Source organism: Leptolyngbya sp. PCC 6406, from assembly GCF_000332095.2.
Lineage (GTDB): Bacteria > Cyanobacteriota > Cyanobacteriia > Phormidesmidales > Phormidesmidaceae > PCC-6406.
Genome location: NZ_KI913949.1, coordinates 2,921,256 through 2,938,876 on the forward strand (window position 1 = coordinate 2,921,256; position 17,621 = coordinate 2,938,876).

Annotated in this window: 14 protein-coding genes; 7 read left to right on the forward strand and 7 right to left on the reverse strand. The window is 56.4% G+C overall.

The genetic code is table 11. From position 1 onward, the window contains the following. Positions 1-219: 219 nt before the first annotated feature. Positions 220-1,614 carry an ammonium transporter gene (locus LEP6406_RS0212950; protein ID WP_008312721.1) on the reverse strand — a complete coding sequence of 465 codons (1,395 nt, stop codon included), beginning with the start codon at positions 1,612-1,614 and terminating at the stop codon, positions 220-222. A 460-nt stretch (positions 1,615-2,074) separates the two neighbouring features. Beyond that, positions 2,075-2,608, reverse strand: coding sequence for a 5-(carboxyamino)imidazole ribonucleotide mutase (purE, locus tag LEP6406_RS0212955; protein WP_008312719.1), 534 nt, complete (start codon positions 2,606-2,608; stop codon positions 2,075-2,077). A 326-nt stretch (positions 2,609-2,934) separates the two neighbouring features. Here purE and cimA point away from each other — a divergent pair, with 326 nt between their 5' ends. After that, the gene (cimA, locus tag LEP6406_RS0212960; RefSeq protein ID WP_008312716.1) at positions 2,935-4,602 is read left to right on the forward strand and encodes a citramalate synthase; all 1,668 of its coding nucleotides are present in this window, start codon (positions 2,935-2,937) and stop codon (positions 4,600-4,602) included. Positions 4,603-4,783: 181 nt separating this feature from the next. Here cimA and LEP6406_RS0212965 read toward each other — a convergent pair whose 3' ends face one another. Next, positions 4,784-5,236 (reverse strand): hypothetical protein, encoded by a 453-nt coding sequence (locus tag LEP6406_RS0212965; protein WP_008312714.1) that lies wholly within the window; start codon positions 5,234-5,236, stop codon positions 4,784-4,786. A gap of 140 nt (positions 5,237-5,376) precedes the next feature. Here LEP6406_RS0212965 and LEP6406_RS0212970 point away from each other — a divergent pair, with 140 nt between their 5' ends. Together LEP6406_RS0212970 and LEP6406_RS0212980 are read left to right on the forward strand one after the other, a co-directional pair. Beyond that, a complete protein-coding gene (locus LEP6406_RS0212970; RefSeq protein ID WP_008312712.1) occupies positions 5,377-6,354 on the forward strand; it encodes an ABC transporter ATP-binding protein in 978 nt (325 codons plus the stop codon). A gap of 288 nt (positions 6,355-6,642) precedes the next feature. Beyond that, positions 6,643-8,031, forward strand: a complete 1,389-nt coding sequence (locus LEP6406_RS0212980; protein ID WP_008312709.1) for an alkaline phosphatase family protein — start codon at positions 6,643-6,645, stop codon at positions 8,029-8,031. Positions 8,032-8,310: 279 nt separating this feature from the next. Here the strand turns inward: LEP6406_RS0212980 and glgB are convergent, their stop codons facing one another. Beyond that, on the reverse strand, positions 8,311-10,614 hold the full coding sequence (glgB, locus tag LEP6406_RS0212985) for a 1,4-alpha-glucan branching enzyme (protein ID WP_008312708.1): 2,304 nt from the start codon (positions 10,612-10,614) through the stop codon (positions 8,311-8,313). A gap of 160 nt (positions 10,615-10,774) precedes the next feature. Then, positions 10,775-11,104 carry a hypothetical protein gene (locus LEP6406_RS0212990; protein ID WP_008312707.1) on the reverse strand — a complete coding sequence of 110 codons (330 nt, stop codon included), beginning with the start codon at positions 11,102-11,104 and terminating at the stop codon, positions 10,775-10,777. A 392-nt stretch (positions 11,105-11,496) separates the two neighbouring features. On the opposite strand from LEP6406_RS0212990, the gene LEP6406_RS30295 reads away from it, so the two are divergent. Next, complete coding sequence (locus LEP6406_RS30295) at positions 11,497-12,219, forward strand: PPC domain-containing protein (RefSeq protein ID WP_162160876.1); 723 nt, start codon at positions 11,497-11,499, stop codon at positions 12,217-12,219. Positions 12,220-12,444: 225 nt separating this feature from the next. Here the strand turns inward: LEP6406_RS30295 and LEP6406_RS0213000 are convergent, their stop codons facing one another. Continuing rightward, entirely contained in the window at positions 12,445-14,106 is a 1,662-nt protein-coding gene (locus LEP6406_RS0213000; RefSeq protein ID WP_008312704.1) for an ArnT family glycosyltransferase, read from the reverse strand. Positions 14,107-14,441: 335 nt separating this feature from the next. On the opposite strand from LEP6406_RS0213000, the gene LEP6406_RS0213005 reads away from it, so the two are divergent. The 3 genes from LEP6406_RS0213005 to aroQ all read left to right on the forward strand — a co-directional run bounded on the left by LEP6406_RS0213005 (position 14,442) and on the right by aroQ (position 16,679). After that, on the forward strand, positions 14,442-15,695 hold the full coding sequence (locus LEP6406_RS0213005; RefSeq protein WP_008312702.1) for a competence/damage-inducible protein A: 1,254 nt from the start codon (positions 14,442-14,444) through the stop codon (positions 15,693-15,695). Between the two features lie 336 nt (positions 15,696-16,031). Then, positions 16,032-16,157, forward strand: coding sequence for a hypothetical protein (locus LEP6406_RS34810; protein ID WP_008312701.1), 126 nt, complete (start codon positions 16,032-16,034; stop codon positions 16,155-16,157). A 69-nt stretch (positions 16,158-16,226) separates the two neighbouring features. After that, a complete protein-coding gene (gene aroQ / locus LEP6406_RS0213015) occupies positions 16,227-16,679 on the forward strand; it encodes a type II 3-dehydroquinate dehydratase (protein ID WP_008312699.1) in 453 nt (150 codons plus the stop codon). Positions 16,680-16,760: 81 nt separating this feature from the next. Here the strand turns inward: aroQ and LEP6406_RS0213020 are convergent, their stop codons facing one another. Beyond that, complete coding sequence (locus LEP6406_RS0213020) at positions 16,761-17,570, reverse strand: MBL fold metallo-hydrolase (RefSeq protein WP_008312697.1); 810 nt, start codon at positions 17,568-17,570, stop codon at positions 16,761-16,763. Positions 17,571-17,621 lie beyond the last annotated feature (51 nt).

Here is a 17,621-nt window from a genome sequence, read left to right on the forward strand (position 1 = left end):
GGTCAGCCTAGCAGGCTAACGATACGGGGGTTAAGCATTCGTTACCAATTTCCACCTTCCTAGCCTCAACAGAGACCCAAACTATCACGGCACCCAAAAACAGGACCGCAAAAACAACCGCAAAAACAAAGGTCACTGATAAAATCAGCGACCTTTGTTTAGGACATGAATTGAGGGTTAGAAAGGAACCCTGAGTTCCTTCAACCTAAGGTCAGTAGCTTAGGAAACACTGCCCATATCGCTGGCATCCTTCAGGAAACCACTGTAGGCTTCCATGCCGTGCTCGGCGATATCCAGACCCTTCATCTCCTCTTCCGGCGTCACCCGAATGCCCAGGGTGGACTTCAGCACAATCCAGAAGATAGAAGACATGACCACGGTGAAGAGACCGTAGGACAGAATCCCTAGGATCTGAACCCCCAGTTGACCAAAACCACCACCGTAGAAGAGGCCGGACTCCATATTAAAGAGACCAACCGCCAAGGTGCCCCAGATGCCGTTGACCAAGTGCACAGAGATAGCGCCCACCGGGTCATCGATTTTGATGCTATCGAAGAAGCCCACGGCGAAGACCACCAAGACACCCCCGATCAGACCAATCACGACAGCACCCAAGTAGCTAACCCCATCACACCCAGCAGTGATCGCCACCAGGCCCGCTAGGACGCCGTTGATAATCATAGACAGGTCAGGCTTGCCGCTTAGCACCCAAGCCGTGGCCGTGGCAGCAACCGCACCACCTGCAGCCGCCAAGTTGGTGGTGACCGCAATGTAAGGAACAGCGGTGCTAGCGGCCAACTCAGAACCAGGGTTGAAACCGAACCAGCCAATCCACAGAATCAAACAGCCCAACATGGCAATACTCATGTTGTGGCCGGGGATGGCATTGACTTGGCCATCCTGGTACTTACCGATCCGAGGCCCGAGGAAGGCAGCTCCCATCAGCGCAGCCCAGCCCCCTACGGAGTGGACAATGGTAGACCCAGCAAAGTCAGAGAATCCTAGCGCCCCCAACCAACCGTCACCATTCCAGGTCCAGCTTGCGCTAATAGGGTAGGCAATCCCCGTTAGCAGCAGGCTGAAGATCAGGAAGTCCATGAATTTAATTCGCTCAGCCACCGCCCCGGAGACGATGGTGGCAGCAGTACCGGCGAAGGCCGCTTGGAATAGGAAAAAGACAGGTACCGTAAGACCCACACCCTCCTCTAGGGCATAGGTTTCAGGGGTCCCAGACAGGAAGAAGCCCCCCAGTCCAATCCATCCGCCAGAGGGTGCCGCCAGAAAGGAGAACCCAATGGCCCAGAAGGCCAGGGTAGCCAGGGCAAACACGATCAGGTTCTTAGCCAGAATGTTGACGGCGTTTTTCTGACGACAGAAACCCGTCTCCAACATCCCAAATCCGGCGTTCATAAAGATCACCAGAATGGCAGCAACCAGAATCCAGATATTGTCCAGAACGGTCTGCACATCTTCCGCCGTCAGCGGTTCATCTTGGGCATGGGCGGCCAAGCCCCAACCTAAGACAACTACGATCGCTAGGGGAACACAGGCCAGCCAGCCCCAGGAAAATCCCTTCCCAAAGAAGTTCTGGATTGCCCCACTAAAGTCGGGCACGTTAGCATCCCAGAAGGACGACGATTGCCGTCTCCTGGATTTAGTTCGTTTGCGTAACACTAATCTAGACATCTCGACAAACATCCCTTCAACAGCATTTCAGACAGCAGACACAGCCTCTTCAGTCGCAATTGGCGCACCCAAGAACGCTGGGCTGCCCGTGCAAGGAGCTCCTGGAACTTTCCAGGGTACGGAGTCAGAACTAACTGGGGGGAAGCACCCCCAGGTTCATAGTCGGCTTGAGATTGGATAACACGGGTAACCCAAGGGAAATCACCGATCAAATCCTGCTCCAATTACCGAATACCGCAAGTACACACGATTCCACCAAGTCTGGGGCTGACAAGTTGTATCAGCCTATACATTTTTGCGAGGGTGCCAGAGGTTTTGCCCAGTATGGGGGCACTCTAAGGGAATTGGAATGGGGTTAGAGGCCATCTGGGGGCGATTATCTGGAAATTTAAGAAGACTGGGCTAAATATTGCTCATATCCCAAGATTTCTAATCGGGCCTGTTTCTCCAGGACTTGCTGTTTGAGATCTTGGCGGTATTGCAGGACGCGATCGCACAATTCCCCATCATGAGTGGCCAAAATCTGTACCGCCAGAAGCCCCGCATTTTGGGCATTGCCGATGGCCACCGTCGCCACGGGAATCCCCCCCGGCATTTGCACAATGGAATACAGAGAGTCCACCCCACTGAGGGCACGGCTCTGCACCGGAACGCCAATCACGGGCAGGGGCGACAGGGCTGCTACCATTCCCGGTAGGTGGGCCGCTCCCCCCGCCCCGGCAATGATTACCTTCAGCCCCCGAACATGGGCCTGTTGGGCGTAGTCCACCATCCGTTCTGGCGTGCGGTGGGCAGAGACAATCGCCACCTCATGGGGCACATTGAAGTCTTTGCAAATTGCGATCGCAGCCTGCATGGTGGGTAAATCGGAGTCACTGCCCATAATGATGCCAATGAGAGGGCACGCTGGAGAAGAGGTCATAGCACATCCGCAAAATAGGGTTTTCAAGAAAGTGGCCTATCTAGGCCAAAGAGGCGATAATACATCCCCAGCCTTTCTATCATCGTCAGCGTCAGCGTCAGATGTACTCACGGCGGTATTCATCTCAATCCCGTACGCCCTCAGGGATGTACGCAATCCAACTGCATGTCGCTATAGATGCGATATAGATGCGATCACCCTGCCGGTATCCCCCTGACAGCAACACAGGTGTTGAGGACGGGGGGCTAAAGTTTTCCCTAGAGAGCGCCTCAGTCTCCTGTCCTTATGTTCTGCTAGTAGTACTGCCCGCTGATTTCCGGATTACCATGCCCACCCCTGAAACCTTTACCCCCACTGCCTTTACCCCTACTGTTTGGATCTACGACACCACCCTGCGAGACGGAGCCCAGCGGGAAGGACTGGCCCTGTCTATTGAAGACAAGCTGCGGATTGCCCACAAGCTGGATGAGTTGGGGGTGCCCTTTATTGAAGGCGGGTGGCCGGGGGCAAACCCTAAGGATGTGCAGTTTTTCTGGCAACTCAAGGAGGAGCCGTTGCAACAGGCGGAGGTGGTGGCCTTTTGCTCCACCCGTCGTCCCGGTGGCAGGGCCGCTGAAGACCCGATGCTGCAACCGATTCTGGCGGCAGGAACCCGCTGGATCACCCTATTTGGCAAGTCCTGGGATCTCCATGTCACCGATGGCCTGCAAACCACCCTGGGGGAAAATCTGGCCATGATTGGGGATACGATCGCCTATCTTCGCAGCCAGGGGCGACGGGTGATCTACGATGCCGAACACTGGTTTGACGGCTACAAGGCCAACCCCGACTACGCCCTGGAAACCCTAGAGGCGGCGGTGGCAGCGGGGGCGGAATGGCTCGTGCTGTGCGACACCAATGGCGGCACCCTGCCCCATGAAGTCACCGCGATTGTACAGACGGTGCAGGACTGGCTGCAAGGACAATTCCCGGCGGGGGAACTGGGGCGTCTTCCTTGCTTGGGTATCCACACCCACAATGATGCGGGGACGGCGGTGGCCAATGCTCTCGCGGCGGTGATAGCGGGGGCGACGATGGTGCAGGGCACGATGAACGGCTATGGTGAGCGCTGCGGGAATGCTAACCTCTGTTCTGTGATGCCCAACTTGCAACTCAAGTTGGGGAAACCCTGTCTACCCCCAGAACGCCTCGCCACCCTGGCGGACACCAGCCGTTTGATCAGCGAAGTGGTGAATCTGGCTCCCGATGACCATGCTCCCTTTGTGGGGCTGTCGGCCTTTGCCCACAAGGGGGGCATCCATGTCAGCGCGGTGGAAAAAAATTCCAAAACCTATGAGCACATTGCCCCGGAGGCGGTGGGGAATCGGCGGCGCATTGTGATCTCGGAGCAGGCGGGGCTGAGCAATATCTTGGCCAAGGCCCGCAGTTTTGGCATTGAGCTGAACAAGCAAGATCCGGCCTCGCGCCAACTCCTGAGCCGGATGAAGGTTTTGGAGAATGAGGGCTATCAGTTTGAGGCGGCGGAGGCCAGTTTTGAGCTGTTGATGCGGGAGGTGCTGGGGCAGCGACGGCGGTTCTTTGACCTGAAGGGGTTCCAAGTTCACTGCGATCGCGCTGCCGATGGTGCAGCCGAGAGTACCCGTTCCCTGGCTACGGTGAAGGTCCAGGTAGAGGGAGAAGAAATCCTCGCCGCCGCCGAGGGTAACGGTCCCGTCTCGGCCCTGGATACGGCTCTGCGGAAGGCTCTGACTACTTTTTATCCTGCGATCGCAAAGTTTCACCTCAGCGACTACAAGGTGCGGATTCTGGATGGACGAGCGGGCACCGCCGCCAAGACCCGAGTGCTGCTAGAGTCCAGCGACGGTCACCAGCGTTGGACCACCCTCGGGGTGTCCGGCAACATCATCGAAGCCTCCTACCAAGCGGTGGTGGAGGGACTGGAATATGGTCTGATGCTGCAAGAGACATTCGCCGCTGACCCGCTAGTCCTTTAAGCGGATTGGAGTTGCAGGGTAAATCTGCACCCGCGCAGGAACCCGGATCCTTTCATGGGCAATTCTTGTGGGTCAGGCAAAATGCCTGACCATGGACAGCCGGGACGGCTATCCCACGTTATTTGATCTCTAACGCCTTAGAGAACGCCTTAGAGAACGAGGGCCACTGTCATAGAGCGTGCTAAAACAAGGCATCCCGATATTCGTTTAGAACCGCCAATACCTGACTCAGCTTTTGGCGGTTCGCCTCCGAGGGGTCAGCCAAAAAGCTCAGGAGTGCAAGATCTCGCTCAGTTTCGATTGCAGCTCGGCGAGTCGCTTGTTCTTTATCCTCAGCTCTTCGTTGCTCTTTCTCAGCTCGTTCATCCGCTGCACGTGCTTCAGCTCTTGCCAAGCGGCTTGTTTCTCGATTTCTACGGTTCCACTCAACGCCGAAATTAACCAGCGCCACCACGAAGGCCGCCACGGTGAGGCGGTTACTCCAGGTTCGAGGTTGGGCAACGAGTTCGAGGAAGCGGAAGTCTTGTTCGTCATAGAATCGCAAAAACGCCACAGCAATGGTCAAAACCGTCAACCCGGTGCCGGGAATTAGAGCCAGAAAGTTAAGCCAAACCTGACGATTCCCCATTCCCATTTTATGTGATCGCCCATCGTTGCCAATCCTACCCTGAGCGTTGAACAGGGTGCATCGCTAGCGCGGATGTATCCGAGGATGGGAACTTATTCCTGTGTAAAGCCCTAACTGTGTCAATCCCTAACTATGATTTGATCACCATGATTGATGTTCAAGACCTGACCAAGGTATATCCCGTTGCTATCAAAACACCGGGACTGGGGGGCACGTTCCGCCACTTCTTTCGGCGTAGCTACCGCCAGGTAGAAGCGGTGCGCCAAGTGTCCTTTCACATCGCACCGGGAGAAGTGGTGGGCTTTCTCGGTCCCAATGGGGCGGGTAAAACAACCACACTGAAGATGCTGACGGGGTTGATCCATCCTTCCCAGGGACAGGTGCGGGTGGCGGGGCAGGTGCCCTTTCAACGGACCCCCTCCTTTTTGCGGCAAATTACGTTGGTGATGGGGCAAAAGCAGCAGTTGCTGTGGGATTTACCCGCCCTGGATTCCCTGCGGATTAATGGGGCTATCTACGGTCTCAGCGATCGCGTTTTTCGCGATCGCGTTGCCGAGCTGTCGGACCTGCTAGAACTCGGAGATAAACTCAACCAACCCGTGCGGAAACTATCCCTGGGGGAGCGAATGAAGGCGGAGATGTTGGCGGCTCTGCTCCACCGTCCCCAAGTGCTGTTTTTGGATGAACCCACCCTGGGCCTGGATGTAAATGCCCAAGTGGCAGTGCGGGACTTTCTACGGGAATATAACCGCCGCTACCAGGCCACCATTGTCCTCACCAGTCACTACATGGCGGATATCACCGCCCTCTGCGATCGCGTACTGCTGATCTACCAGGGGGGACTGATCTACGACGGCAGTCTAGAGGATCTTTTGACCCGTTTTGCCCCCTACCGGGAGGTAAAGGTGGAGCTGGCGAACCCCGCCGATGGTCCGCTCCTGGCCCGCTACGGCGACCTGGAAACCCTGAATGGCTGCTCCGCCAGCCTGATTGTGCAGCGGGGAGCCCTGACCCAGTCCGTATCGCGCATCCTAGCGGAGTTCGCAGTACAAGACCTGACCGTCACCGACCCCCCCATTGAGGAGGTAATTGGCCGAGTATTCCAAGCGGGCCTAGTGGCCTAAGGAATTTCTATCCCAAACCACCCCACTAGAGTCATCACGTTGCGGATGCGCCGACAATTTTGGATCCCGGATTTTGGATCCTGGGGTGCCGCCGACAGGGTAAGGCAAGGCGGCATGACCAATGGGGGTGCCCCTATCGCGGTTCTCACTCGGGTTCAGGACAAGCAGGGGCTTAAGCCCCTTGTTCACCGAAGTGTCATTAAACTGAGGTGTACCTACATTAGGGAAGCGCTATAACCGCAGGGGGTAGGTGTCTAGAATAGGCACAGTCCTTTGCAGAGCTTGCCCATGCCTACTCCCCGGTTGTTGATCATTGGTCTCGACTGTATGGAACCCTCCCTGGTATTTGACCAGTGGCGGGGCGATTTACCCCACCTGTCGCGGCTCATGGATCAGGGCAGCTATGGCCGTCTAGAGAGCAGCATTCCCGCCATTACTGTCCCTGCCTGGAGCTGCATGATGAGCGGGCGTGATCCAGGAGAGTTGGGCATCTACGGCTTCCGGAATCGCCGCGATCGCGGATATCACTCCATGGCCATCTCCGATGGACGGGCGGTTCAGGTGCCCCGCCTCTGGGACATCCTAGGGGATGCGGGTTGGAGAGTAGCGGTCCTCAGCGTCCCCGGAACCTCTCCCCCCTACCCAGTAAACGGCTCCCTCCTATCCTGCTTTCTCACCCCCAGCATCGAAGTACCCTTCACCCATCCCCCAGAACTAGCAGATCAAATCCGGGCCTGGATGCCAGAGTTCATGCTAGATGTGCCCAACTTTCGCTCTGACGAAAAGGATCGCATTCAGGCAAATCTCTACACCCTCTGCGACCAACGCTTCACCCTGGCAGAAAAGCTAATCGCCCAAGAGGCCCCCGACTTGCTGATGCTGGTAGACATGGGCGTAGACCGCCTCCACCACGCCTTCTGGAAACCCATGGACCCCCGCCATCCCCAGTACGAAGCCGACTCCCCCTTCGCCACCACCATCCACGACTACTACGTCCATGTCGATCAGCGAGTGGGAGAGTTGCTGAGCTACTGCGACGAAGATACAGCGGTCCTAGTGGTATCAGACCACGGTGCACAGCCCTTAATGGGGGGCATCTGCATCAACGAGTGGCTCATGACCCAGGGCTACCTGACCCTGAAAGAAGCCCCAACCGAGGTAGTCCCTCTAGATCAGGCAGCGGTGGATTGGAGCCAAACCCAGGTCTGGGGAGCGGGGGGCTACTATGCCCGCATTTTCCTGAATGTGCAGGGGCGAGAACCCGAGGGTATTGTGCCCATGGCAGAGTACGAAACCCTGCGAACGGAACTAACAGAAAAGCTGAAGCAGTTGCCCACCCCCACGGGCAGCAATTTGAATGTGACGGTGTTTAAGCCCCAGGAAATTTATCAAAAGGTACGGGGACGAGCACCAGACCTGATCGTATATTTCGACGATCTAGCTTGGCGCAGCGTCGGCAGCGTCGGCATCAACAGCCTCTATACCCTAGACAATGACACTGGCCCTGATGATGCCAACCATGCCCCCTTTGGTCTGATGATTTTCCACGATCCGGCCCAGCCCCAACCGGGCCAGATACTCACGGGTGCCCAGCTCTATGACATCGTCCCCACCCTGCTGCACCGCTATGACATCCAGGCCCCCTCCGGACTCCGAGGCAAGGTGCTATCTCTATAAACCCAGACCATCTCTAGGGGTGTTCCCAGCCCCCCAATCCTGGATACGCCCTATATCGACTGATAGCACTGATTTACGCCTAGTACCGCAAGGCGTAAATCAGTCCACTATCGTCCCGCTGACGCGACGATGGCCGCAGGCTTCTAGCCTGCGCTTAGGCTTCTTATTCTGTCGCACTAGCCCAACCTTTTCTGGTCCCCTCTCCTCTTGGGAGAGGGCTAGGGTGAGGGGCCGAGGTGTACCACGATGGAAAGGTTAGGGTATTTACGCCGCAGAGTACTAGCTCACCACCTGACCCGCATCCACCGCCTGGGTATATTCCCGGTCGATTTTCAGCACCACCACCCCCAGGGGTGGCAGTGTTAGGTCCAGGGAATAGGGGCGACTGTGGAAACTCCAGTCATCGGACCATTTGCCCCCCAGATTGCCCATATTGCTGCCGCCAAAATCCCGAGCGTCGCTGTTGAACAGCTCTCGATAGTAGCCCCGCTCCGGTACCCCAACTCGGTAGTGGCTGTGGGGCTGTGGGGTGAAATTACACACCACCACCACAAAATCATTGCTGTCCTTATCCCGGCGAATGAAAGACACAACACTGTGGCGATTGTCACTACAGTCGATCCACTCAAAGCCTTCCTGAGTAAAGTCTTGGGTGTAGAGAGCCGGTTCACTCTTATAAAAAGTGTTGAGCTTGGCCATGAAATTTTTGTAGCTCTGGTGCGCCTCATATTGCAAAAGATGCCACTCCAGATCTCCCCACACATTCCACTCACTCCACTGGCCAAATTCCATGCTCATAAAGAGCGTCTTTTTGCCGGGATGCATGAACATATAGGCAAACAGACAGCGCATGTTGGCAAATTTTTGCCACTCATCCCCCGGCATCTTGCCCAGCATGTTGCTCTTGCCGTGAACTACCTCATCGTGGGACAGCGCCAGCATGAAATTTTCACTAAAGGCGTACCAAATACTAAAAGTGACATTGTTTTGATGGAACTGCCGGAACCAAGGGTCCATGGCAAAGTAGTCCAACATGTCGTGCATCCAGCCCATGTTCCACTTCAGGTTGAAGCCCAGACCCCCCACATAGGTGGGCCAAGACACCATGGGCCAAGAGGTGGATTCCTCCGCAATAGAGAGGACACCGGGATAATAGCTAAACAACAGGTGATTCACCTGACGGAGAAAGTCAGCAGCCTCGATATTTTCTCGACCACCGTAGTCATTGGTGACCCATTCCCCCTCTTCGCGGCAATAGTCTAGGTAGAGCATGGAAGCTACAGCATCCACCCGAATGCCATCAATGTGGTACTTGTCAAACCAAAAGAGGGCATTGGCAACCAGAAAGTTGCGGACCTCATTACGACCATAGTTGAAAACCAGGGTGCCCCATTCCTTGTGCTCTCCTTTGCGGGGATCAGCATGCTCATAGAGATGGGTGCCGTCAAAAAAGGCCAGTCCATGGCCATCCTTGGGGAAGTGGCCGGGAACCCAGTCCACAATGACACCAATGTCATTCTGGTGACACAGATCGATCAAATACATCAAATCTTCCGGAGTGCCGTAGCGGGAGGTGGCGGCATAGTAGCCCGTCACCTGATAGCCCCAGGAGCCGTCAAAGGGATGCTCGGCCACTGGCAGCAGCTCAATATGGGTAAAGCCCATCTCCTTGACGTAGGGAATGAGCTTGTCCGCCAGTTCTCTGTAGGTGAGGAAGCGGGCTCCGGGCTTGAGATCTGCCACCTGCACCGAGGAACAAGGCGTGCCGTCGGGGCCAAGAGGAGGCTCTGAGGAAGAGGCATGGAGCCAGGATCCCAGGTGGAGTTCGTAGATGGAAATCGGTTTGGTCAGGGGATCGGTATGGCGACGGGTTTCCATCCAGTTCCCGTCATGCCACTGGTAGTCGTCTAGCTGAGTGACGATGGAGGCGGTTTTGGGCCGCACCTCTTGCTGGAAGCCGTAGGGGTCGGACTTTTCGTAGATATGGCCCGCCTGATTCTTGATTTCGTATTTATAGGGGGAACCAACGGTCACGCCGGGAATAAACAGCTCCCAAATCCCGTTGCCCGTGAGGCGCATCTGGTGCTTGCGGCCATCCCACAGATTGAAGTCCCCCAATACCGACACATTGCGGCCATTGGGAGCCCAAAGGGCAAAGTAAACCCCCTCTACCCCCTCCATGGTGGTGGGGTGTGCCCCCAGCTTTTCGTAGAGGCGGTGGTGGTTACCCTCGGCGAACAGGTGAATATCAAAGTCCGTAATGCGGCGGGTCTTGAAGGCGTAGGGATCGTAGATGAAGCGCTCGTGTTCCCCTTCTTGGTAGCGGAGTTGGTAGTTGGCGAGGTCATCGGTTTCGATCAGACATTCAAAAAAATGGGGGTTGTGGTCCGCCTCCATGGGATATTCCTGGCGGCTTTCTGGCAAAACTACCCAGGCCATCGTGGCGCTGGGTAGGTAAGCTCGCACCGCCCAGACGGTTTTGCCGTCCTGCTGGATCATGTGGGGGCCTAGAACCTCAAAGGGGTTCTGGTGCTGGTTCCAAACAATGCGGTCAATCTGATCTGGGGCAACCGTAACAGCCATATAAAACCTGGTGCTGAAATTATGAAACGACGCTTCTTAGGAGAAAAATCCGCTGTCTTCCTTGGGGGGACTGCGGAAAAATGTTAAGTATCTGCGAAACAGATTAACGCATTGTAACGATCCCAACGCAATTCCCCTTGAATTGGCTATACGACGGGGATCATCGCGAAACTGGCAGCAAGGGTTGAAGAACCCGGCGGAGTTGCAGCAAAAAGATGGCGGAGCGAAAGGTTTCGGGAACCATCTGGATATCTGCCTGTCGGAGTTCGGCCTGGAGTTGGGCGTACTCAACGGCGGTGAGTACCTCTCCGGTGAGGGGAGATCTCCCTTCGATGATGATCTCTGTGCGCAATACCTCTTCGGGGATCTCTTCGGGGGGCGGTAGAGCTTGTCCGGCGGGGGCTAGGGCTAGGGTAAGCCCTAGCCCTAGCCCACCGGAAGCAATTCCAACAATAGATAGGTATTTTAGGTATTTAATGAGGAAGGCCATGGCAATCGCGGTAGGGAAGCGCAGGGGGACGGGTGACCAATCTTTAAGTCTTTTAGCATCTTAGAGCTTGTACTGAGACAACCTCTGCTAAAGAACTTACCGCTACGGCGGGTGGGTTGTCGTCTGATATTGCTCTGAATATTGATCTGAATATTGGGGTGGACAATTGAGAAAGCGCTCTAGCTTTCGTGATTTTTGCGAATCTAGCCGTTAAAACAGAGTGAATTCCTCAGGAATTTGCCCCCACAGTGGCGAAGATCTAAACAGCAGCGGTTGGGCTGTGACCTGTCTGCCCTACGTCTCTACGCTTAGGGGCTGTTGACACCTCTCCGCTGAAATTTTTGCAAAGGATAATTTCCATGAACAATCGATTCTCTAGAGTGGCTGGAATCGTGGCTGCCGTTCTCACCTTGGCGGGCACCATGGCGATCGCGGTTCCCAGTAGCCGTGCTCAATCTGCCCCGATTCTAAATCAGCAGGGCACGTTGAAGCCTGCGGTAAACGAGTACCCCATTGTTCTAGAGGCGGGACAGGTTCTGACGATCCGCATGAGCAGTGAGGAGTTTGACACGGTGCTGCTGCTGCTGGCCCCTAATGGGGAGGAGGTCGCTTTTAATGATGATGCCGATGGCTCTCTCAACTCTCGCATTGTCTATATGGTGCCGGAAACGGGCCAATACACCATTGTTGCTCGGTCCTATGGCGGAAATGGGGGCGACTATTTACTCCAAGTGCAGCCCGCAACCGCCTATGAAGTCCTCATGAACGAGGCAGACATGGCGATATTTGAAGGGGACTATGACACTGCGATCGCGGCGTTGTCTGAGGCCATCAACCTAGAGCCCAACCAGCCGAGTGCCTATGTCCAACGGGCCAACCTGTACTGGAGCCAAGCTTACCAAGTTGCCGATGCATCGGGCCAACCCTTTGAGGGACCAATGTCCTTACCAGAAGCGGCTCGAAATACCATTGCCAGCGATTTCTTGGCCGCTGCTGCTCTCTATGAGGCCAGTGGAGATGTCGATCAGGCAGCTTACCTGCGAGCAGAAGCGGAATTTGTCCAAACCGGGGAATACCCTGCTTACCCAGGGCTGGAAATAGTTCCTGAGGGTTAGTCGAATTTGAAGATATTGGGGAAATTAAACTCGATTTTCCCGGATAGGTTTTCCTCACCTGAGAAAACTGGGATGGTAGATGCACCCTGATTGTCGCCCCTGGCTCCGGCCAGGGGCTTTTTGTTGTCATTCAGTAGGCGCAGTAGGCGCGTTATTTATGGCGACATGCAGTTGGAGTGGGCAATGGAATTTCTCGGCAGTGGCCTCCTAAATTACCCGTAGGGGTCAATAGGGATAACTGTAGGGCTGGGTGAGGGTAAGGGCGCGGTAAATCAAGAGGGTTTCCGTAGGGGCTCCGCCTCGGGTTAGGGTGAGTTCACCTAGGGGTTCTAAACCCTCGAAAAAGGGATTAAAGGGAACGGTGGGGTCATCGTTGGGGTGAAAGCTTCGCAGGGTTACGAAGAGGCCATCTGCCCCCACCCAGTCAGCGGGATTAAACCAAAAGGCAAAGCCTCGGGGATCTTGGCTGAAGGTGGTAACGGGGCGATTGCTCAAGGGCTGTACCGCCATATCCACATAGGCCGCCAGGTAGAACTCGTCGGTAAACACAAAGGTGCTAGACTGCATCGCTTGGAGCAGATCGGGACGGTCTGCCAGCCGTTGTCGCAGTTGCACGATATCTAGCAAGATGGTGGAGCCGTCTGCCTCTGGGCTCACAAAACCGCCTAAGAGACTGTACTGGCTGGGTTTTTGCAAAATTCCCAGGGTCAAATGCAACAGGGCAATCAGGGATAGGGTCGCGATCGCGGCGGCGGTCCCCCCCAGCCAGCGCCGCCGGAACCGAGGTCGCCAGTGGCCCATGCCCTCCGCCAGCAAAATTGAGAGCCCCCAAAAGCCAGGGGCGGGCCAAGCGGGAAAGGTGTGGTGTTGGCCACCGATTAGGGTCATCCCTAGGGCGATGGGAACCGAGGCCCAGAGAATTAGGGCTTGGCGATCGCGGGCATAGAATTCAACCGGCCCCAGGGGAGGCTGGAGCAGACACCGAACCTGGTTGAGTAATCCCCGCCCCGTGACCCACCAGAGGGGCAATCCCAGGGTCGGGCAAAGATAGACGATGCCCAGCAGCCAAGTAACCGCTAAGTCCCCCAGACGATAGGGCTCAGCAACGGCGGCTTCCCCCCCTTCAAACCGCAGACCCAGGTGAAAGCGAAAGGAAATCCAGTCGTTTTGGCTATTCCACCACCCCAGAGGGGCTAGGACAGCCAGCCCCAGCACCACCGCTAGCGCCATCCAGGGGGAAAATAAGGCCCGCCGCTGGGGACCACGGGTGAGGCAAAAGCCCAAAATTCCTGCCCCCAGTACAAATCCGTGGTATTTGCTCAAACCCGCCAGCCCTAAGAGCAGCCCCAGCACCGCCAGCCGCCAGGAGGGCTGATAATCCGTGGCTTTGCCCCCTCGGGCGATGGTGGTCGCTGGGGGCAAAAATTCCACTGCCGCCACGTATAGGGCCAGGGACCAGAAAAAGATCAGGCTATTGTCGGGGGCGGTGAGGAGACCAAAGGTAATCCACAGCAGGGGGGCAATGCTGGTAATCGCTACGGCGAGCAATCCCGTGGCGGTACTGTAGAGACGCTGGGCAGTGAGGTATAGCAGTATCAGGCTGAGGGGATAAAGGACTAGGGCTCCCAGGCGCACGGTAAAGGGCACCAGCACCCCCGTCAGCCACCAACCCATGCCCGTGGTCAGGGCCACCAAGGGGGGATGGTCGAAATAGCTCCAGTTCAGGTGGTGGCTGTAGACGTAGTAATAGACCTCATCTAGCCCCAGGGGCAGATAGGCCGCGATCGCACCCCGCACCAGTAGCCCCCCGAGGAGAAGAATCCCCAAGGAAAGAGGCCAGGGACTATATCCCAGAGTGAATCCGGACTGCGATCGTTTCCACGTCATCTCCAGTCGTCCTCCCTAGATTTCTGCAAGTTTGTTGCTGCAAGTTTGTTGCTGCAACCTGAATCCCGCACCTGCTGGGCCGGAGCCCAGAGAATAATCCCCAAAATGGGAATGCGATCGGGCTAGAAGCGGCATTTAGGGACGTGCAATTAAACAACACCCCACCACCAGCCCAATATCGGCCACCCGCCCACCGGGCAACCACAAGCACCCAAGCCCTCACACCCTCGCACCCTCATACCCCCCTTACGGATGGGGGTTTTATTTTCCTGCGAGTCCCTTAGCCAGTTTAATCATGACATCCTAGGGGTCTGGCTTGAAGACAAGAGAAACCTATGACCGGCAGCGCAGAGATTATTTGTATCGGCACCGAGTTACTGCTGGGGGACATCCTCAACAGCAATGCCCAGTTCCTAGCCCAAGAACTGGCTCAGCTTGGCATTCCCCACTACTATCAGACCGTAGTGGGGGATAACCCGGCCCGGATTCAGCAGGCGGTGGCGATCGCGGCGGAGCGGTCTACCCTCCTGGTTTTTACAGGGGGACTCGGCCCCACCCCCGATGACCTGACCCACGAGACCCTGGCGACTTGTTTCCAGGTTCCCCTCACGGAGCGGCCCGAGGTGCTAGCGGATATCCGCCACAAGTTTGCTAGTCGGGGTCGTACCCTGGTGGACAGTAACCACAAGCAAGCCCTTCTACCGACGGGAGCGGCGGTGCTGCCCAACCCCATCGGCACCGCTCCAGGCATTCTCTGGCAACCCTGCCCTGGGTTAACCCTTCTCACTTTCCCCGGTGTGCCTAGTGAAATGAAGGCCATGTGGCGACAGACAGCGGTGCCCTACCTGCAATCCCAGGGTTGGGGCCAGTCGGTGATTTACAGCCGCACCCTCAAGTTTTGGGGCATTGGAGAATCCAATCTGGCGGAGCAGGTAGCTCCATTGCTAGCGTTGGCGAACCCGACAGTGGCCCCCTATGCCGGGGGAGGAGCGGTGAAGTTGCGGGTGTCTACTCAGGCAGCGTCGGAGGCGGAGGCGAAGGCTGCGATCGCACCTGTCGCAGCAGAAATTCAGCGGATTGCCGGGGACCATTACTATGGTGACGATGACGCCACCTTAGCCTCGGTTGTGGGAGATGTACTGACCCAACGGAGGGAAACGGTGGCGGTGGCAGAATCCTGTACCGGGGGCGGGTTGGGCCATGCCCTGACCACAGTAGCAGGCAGTTCCAGCTATTTTTTGGGGGGTGTCATCACCTACGACAATCGGATCAAAACGGAGTTGTTGGCCGTGGACACAGTGGTGTTGGCCCAGCGGGGGGCGGTCAGCCCGGAGGTAGCCTGCCAAATGGCCAAGGGGGTGCGATCGTGCCTGAGCAGCGACTGGGGCGTGTCGATTACGGGGGTAGCGGGGCCAGGGGGCGGTAGTGAGACTAAGCCCGTAGGCTTGGTCTACATCAGCGTAGCTAGCCCCGATGGGTCTGTGGAAAGTCAGGAATACCACTTTGGGGCCACAGGGGGACGGGATTGGGTCCGTCACCTGAGCATCCAATCTGCCCTTAATCAGTTGCGCTTAGCCTGTTCTCGCTAAATCCTTGTCGAGAATGTTCAGCAACGATCCAGGAATGCAACCCCAGGTCAGCCGGTTGCTAGGACAACCCACCTGTCATTCTGAGCGCAATCAGTCTACACCACCCACAAGCCCGTCATTCCGAGCGAAGGGAGGAATCTCGGGCTTGCTCCTAGACCACTCCGATACAGTTGCGATCCCGAAGGGGGTGGTCCTTACCTTGACCATTTGCCGGGATTCGCTATGATCGATTTAGACCTATTGGCCACTGCGCTTTCAGATAGGTTGAAAACTTCCTCGAATGGGGCAGTCTAATCCTATAGAGGCTGTCCGTTGTCGGTAAGGAGTAGCGCCAGCATGGACTATATCGAAAAGGCTCTAGAAAAGCTCAAAGAATGGCTGGATCGCCTTGCAGAAATACTGCTAGGCCCTCAGCCAGAGCCAGAGCGCGAGGCTATCCCCATCCCTGTGGATGATCGCTAGCAGCGTCTAGTCGCCGAAGCCTAAAATCAGCGATAAAATTTCTGAGCCTGCCACTGTGAGTAACTGGGTGTGCTGAGTCTGTTGGTCCTGCACGGTCCTAATCTCAATTTATTGGGAAAACGAGAGCCTGGAATTTACGGAGCCCAGACCCTAGCGGAGGTTAACGCTTCATTACAGGTTGAAGCCGCTACCCTGGCGACCCAGCTAGAAATTCTTCAATCAAATCACGAAGGTGCCTTGGTGGACGCCATCCATGCCGCAATGGATCGCCACCAGGGTATTTTGATCAATCCCGGAGCCTATACCCATACGAGTGTGGCCCTGCGAGATGCGATCGCAGGAGTAGACCTGCCCACCGTGGAAGTCCATCTCAGCAATATCTACCGTCGGGAAAGCTTTCGCCACCACTCCTACATCGCCCCAGTGGCGGTAGGACAGATCAGTGGCTTTGGAGTAGAGAGCTATCGTCTCGGGCTCCATGCTCTGGTGGGATATTTGCGATCGCGTGCCATCACCTCCTAACAGTCCACCCCAATGGATTAGAAATAGCGTAGAACGACCAACCAGATAGCCGCCCCTATGCCTACCCCGCCGCCGCTGGATTTACTGGAGAGGACTGGGCTGCCAATCTGGTTTCCCAAAAGCGGGCGCAGGTTTCCCTAGAGACAACTCAATAGCGACCCCCACTTGGGGCTCAATCACCTGGGCTGGATTTCCCTGAGCCGCCAGTTCGGCGCGAACGGTCTCAACACTACCAGAAACCTTCAACCAGGGCAGCAGCACCCCTTGATATTCCGATTCCCCAGCGCCAGCGGTAGGCAGCATCACCTGAGGCTGGAGCCAATCCGCCAACTCCCGAGCACTCTGACGACCCCGGAGAATTGCCCCAACAAGGGGCAATGCCAGATCCTGCATGGGGGTAATCACCACATCCACAGGCCCATGAGATCGCAAGCTGTGGGGATGGAAGCCATGGGGCTCATAGAACAGGGTGATCTGGTGGGCGGTGTTGGTGAGAAGATAGCCATTCTCGACGCGGAGGGGACCCATGGGGGCTCCCGGCAGGGCTTTGATGGTTATGTCGGCAAAGGTTTGGACTTCACCGGGTGCGATCGCCGTGACCTGATGAAACCCCAAATCCGTCGCTACCCGCGCCCCGGTAGGAGAGGCTAGGACAGGAATGGTTTTGTCCAAAGCCCCCAGAGTTTCCGGATGGGCATGGTCCTCTAAACCCTGGGACAACAAGATGAGATCAATAGCTTCGGGCATGGGAGAAGGGCGCGATCTGACACCCCGAAACAACCACCCCGCCCCCCCAAACACCAGCGGTCCCACCAGCCAGGGATCCACCAGAATGCGCTGACCGGCAATCTCCCAGAGCCATGTATTGTTGTCTAGCCAAGTCACTTGCATAGCGGTGGTTTTGTTACATCTATTTACAGTGTAGAAGGGATAAGGCGAGCT

Coding starts and splice junctions, on each gene's coding strand:
- cimA (WP_008312716.1), top strand. CDS start 2,935: ATGCCCACCCCTGAAACCTTTACCCCCACTGCCTTTACCCCTACTGTT.
- glgB (WP_008312708.1), bottom strand. CDS start 10,614: ATGGCTGTTACGGTTGCCCCAGATCAGATTGACCGCATTGTTTGGAAC.
- LEP6406_RS0212980 (WP_008312709.1), top strand. CDS start 6,643: ATGCCTACTCCCCGGTTGTTGATCATTGGTCTCGACTGTATGGAACCC.
- LEP6406_RS0212970 (WP_008312712.1), top strand. CDS start 5,377: ATGATTGATGTTCAAGACCTGACCAAGGTATATCCCGTTGCTATCAAA.
- LEP6406_RS0213005 (WP_008312702.1), top strand. CDS start 14,442: ATGACCGGCAGCGCAGAGATTATTTGTATCGGCACCGAGTTACTGCTG.
- LEP6406_RS0212965 (WP_008312714.1), bottom strand. CDS start 5,236: ATGGGAATGGGGAATCGTCAGGTTTGGCTTAACTTTCTGGCTCTAATT.
- purE (WP_008312719.1), bottom strand. CDS start 2,608: ATGACCTCTTCTCCAGCGTGCCCTCTCATTGGCATCATTATGGGCAGT.
- LEP6406_RS0212990 (WP_008312707.1), bottom strand. CDS start 11,104: ATGGCCTTCCTCATTAAATACCTAAAATACCTATCTATTGTTGGAATT.
- LEP6406_RS34810 (WP_008312701.1), top strand. CDS start 16,032: ATGGACTATATCGAAAAGGCTCTAGAAAAGCTCAAAGAATGGCTGGAT.
- LEP6406_RS0213020 (WP_008312697.1), bottom strand. CDS start 17,570: ATGCAAGTGACTTGGCTAGACAACAATACATGGCTCTGGGAGATTGCC.
- LEP6406_RS0213000 (WP_008312704.1), bottom strand. CDS start 14,106: ATGACGTGGAAACGATCGCAGTCCGGATTCACTCTGGGATATAGTCCC.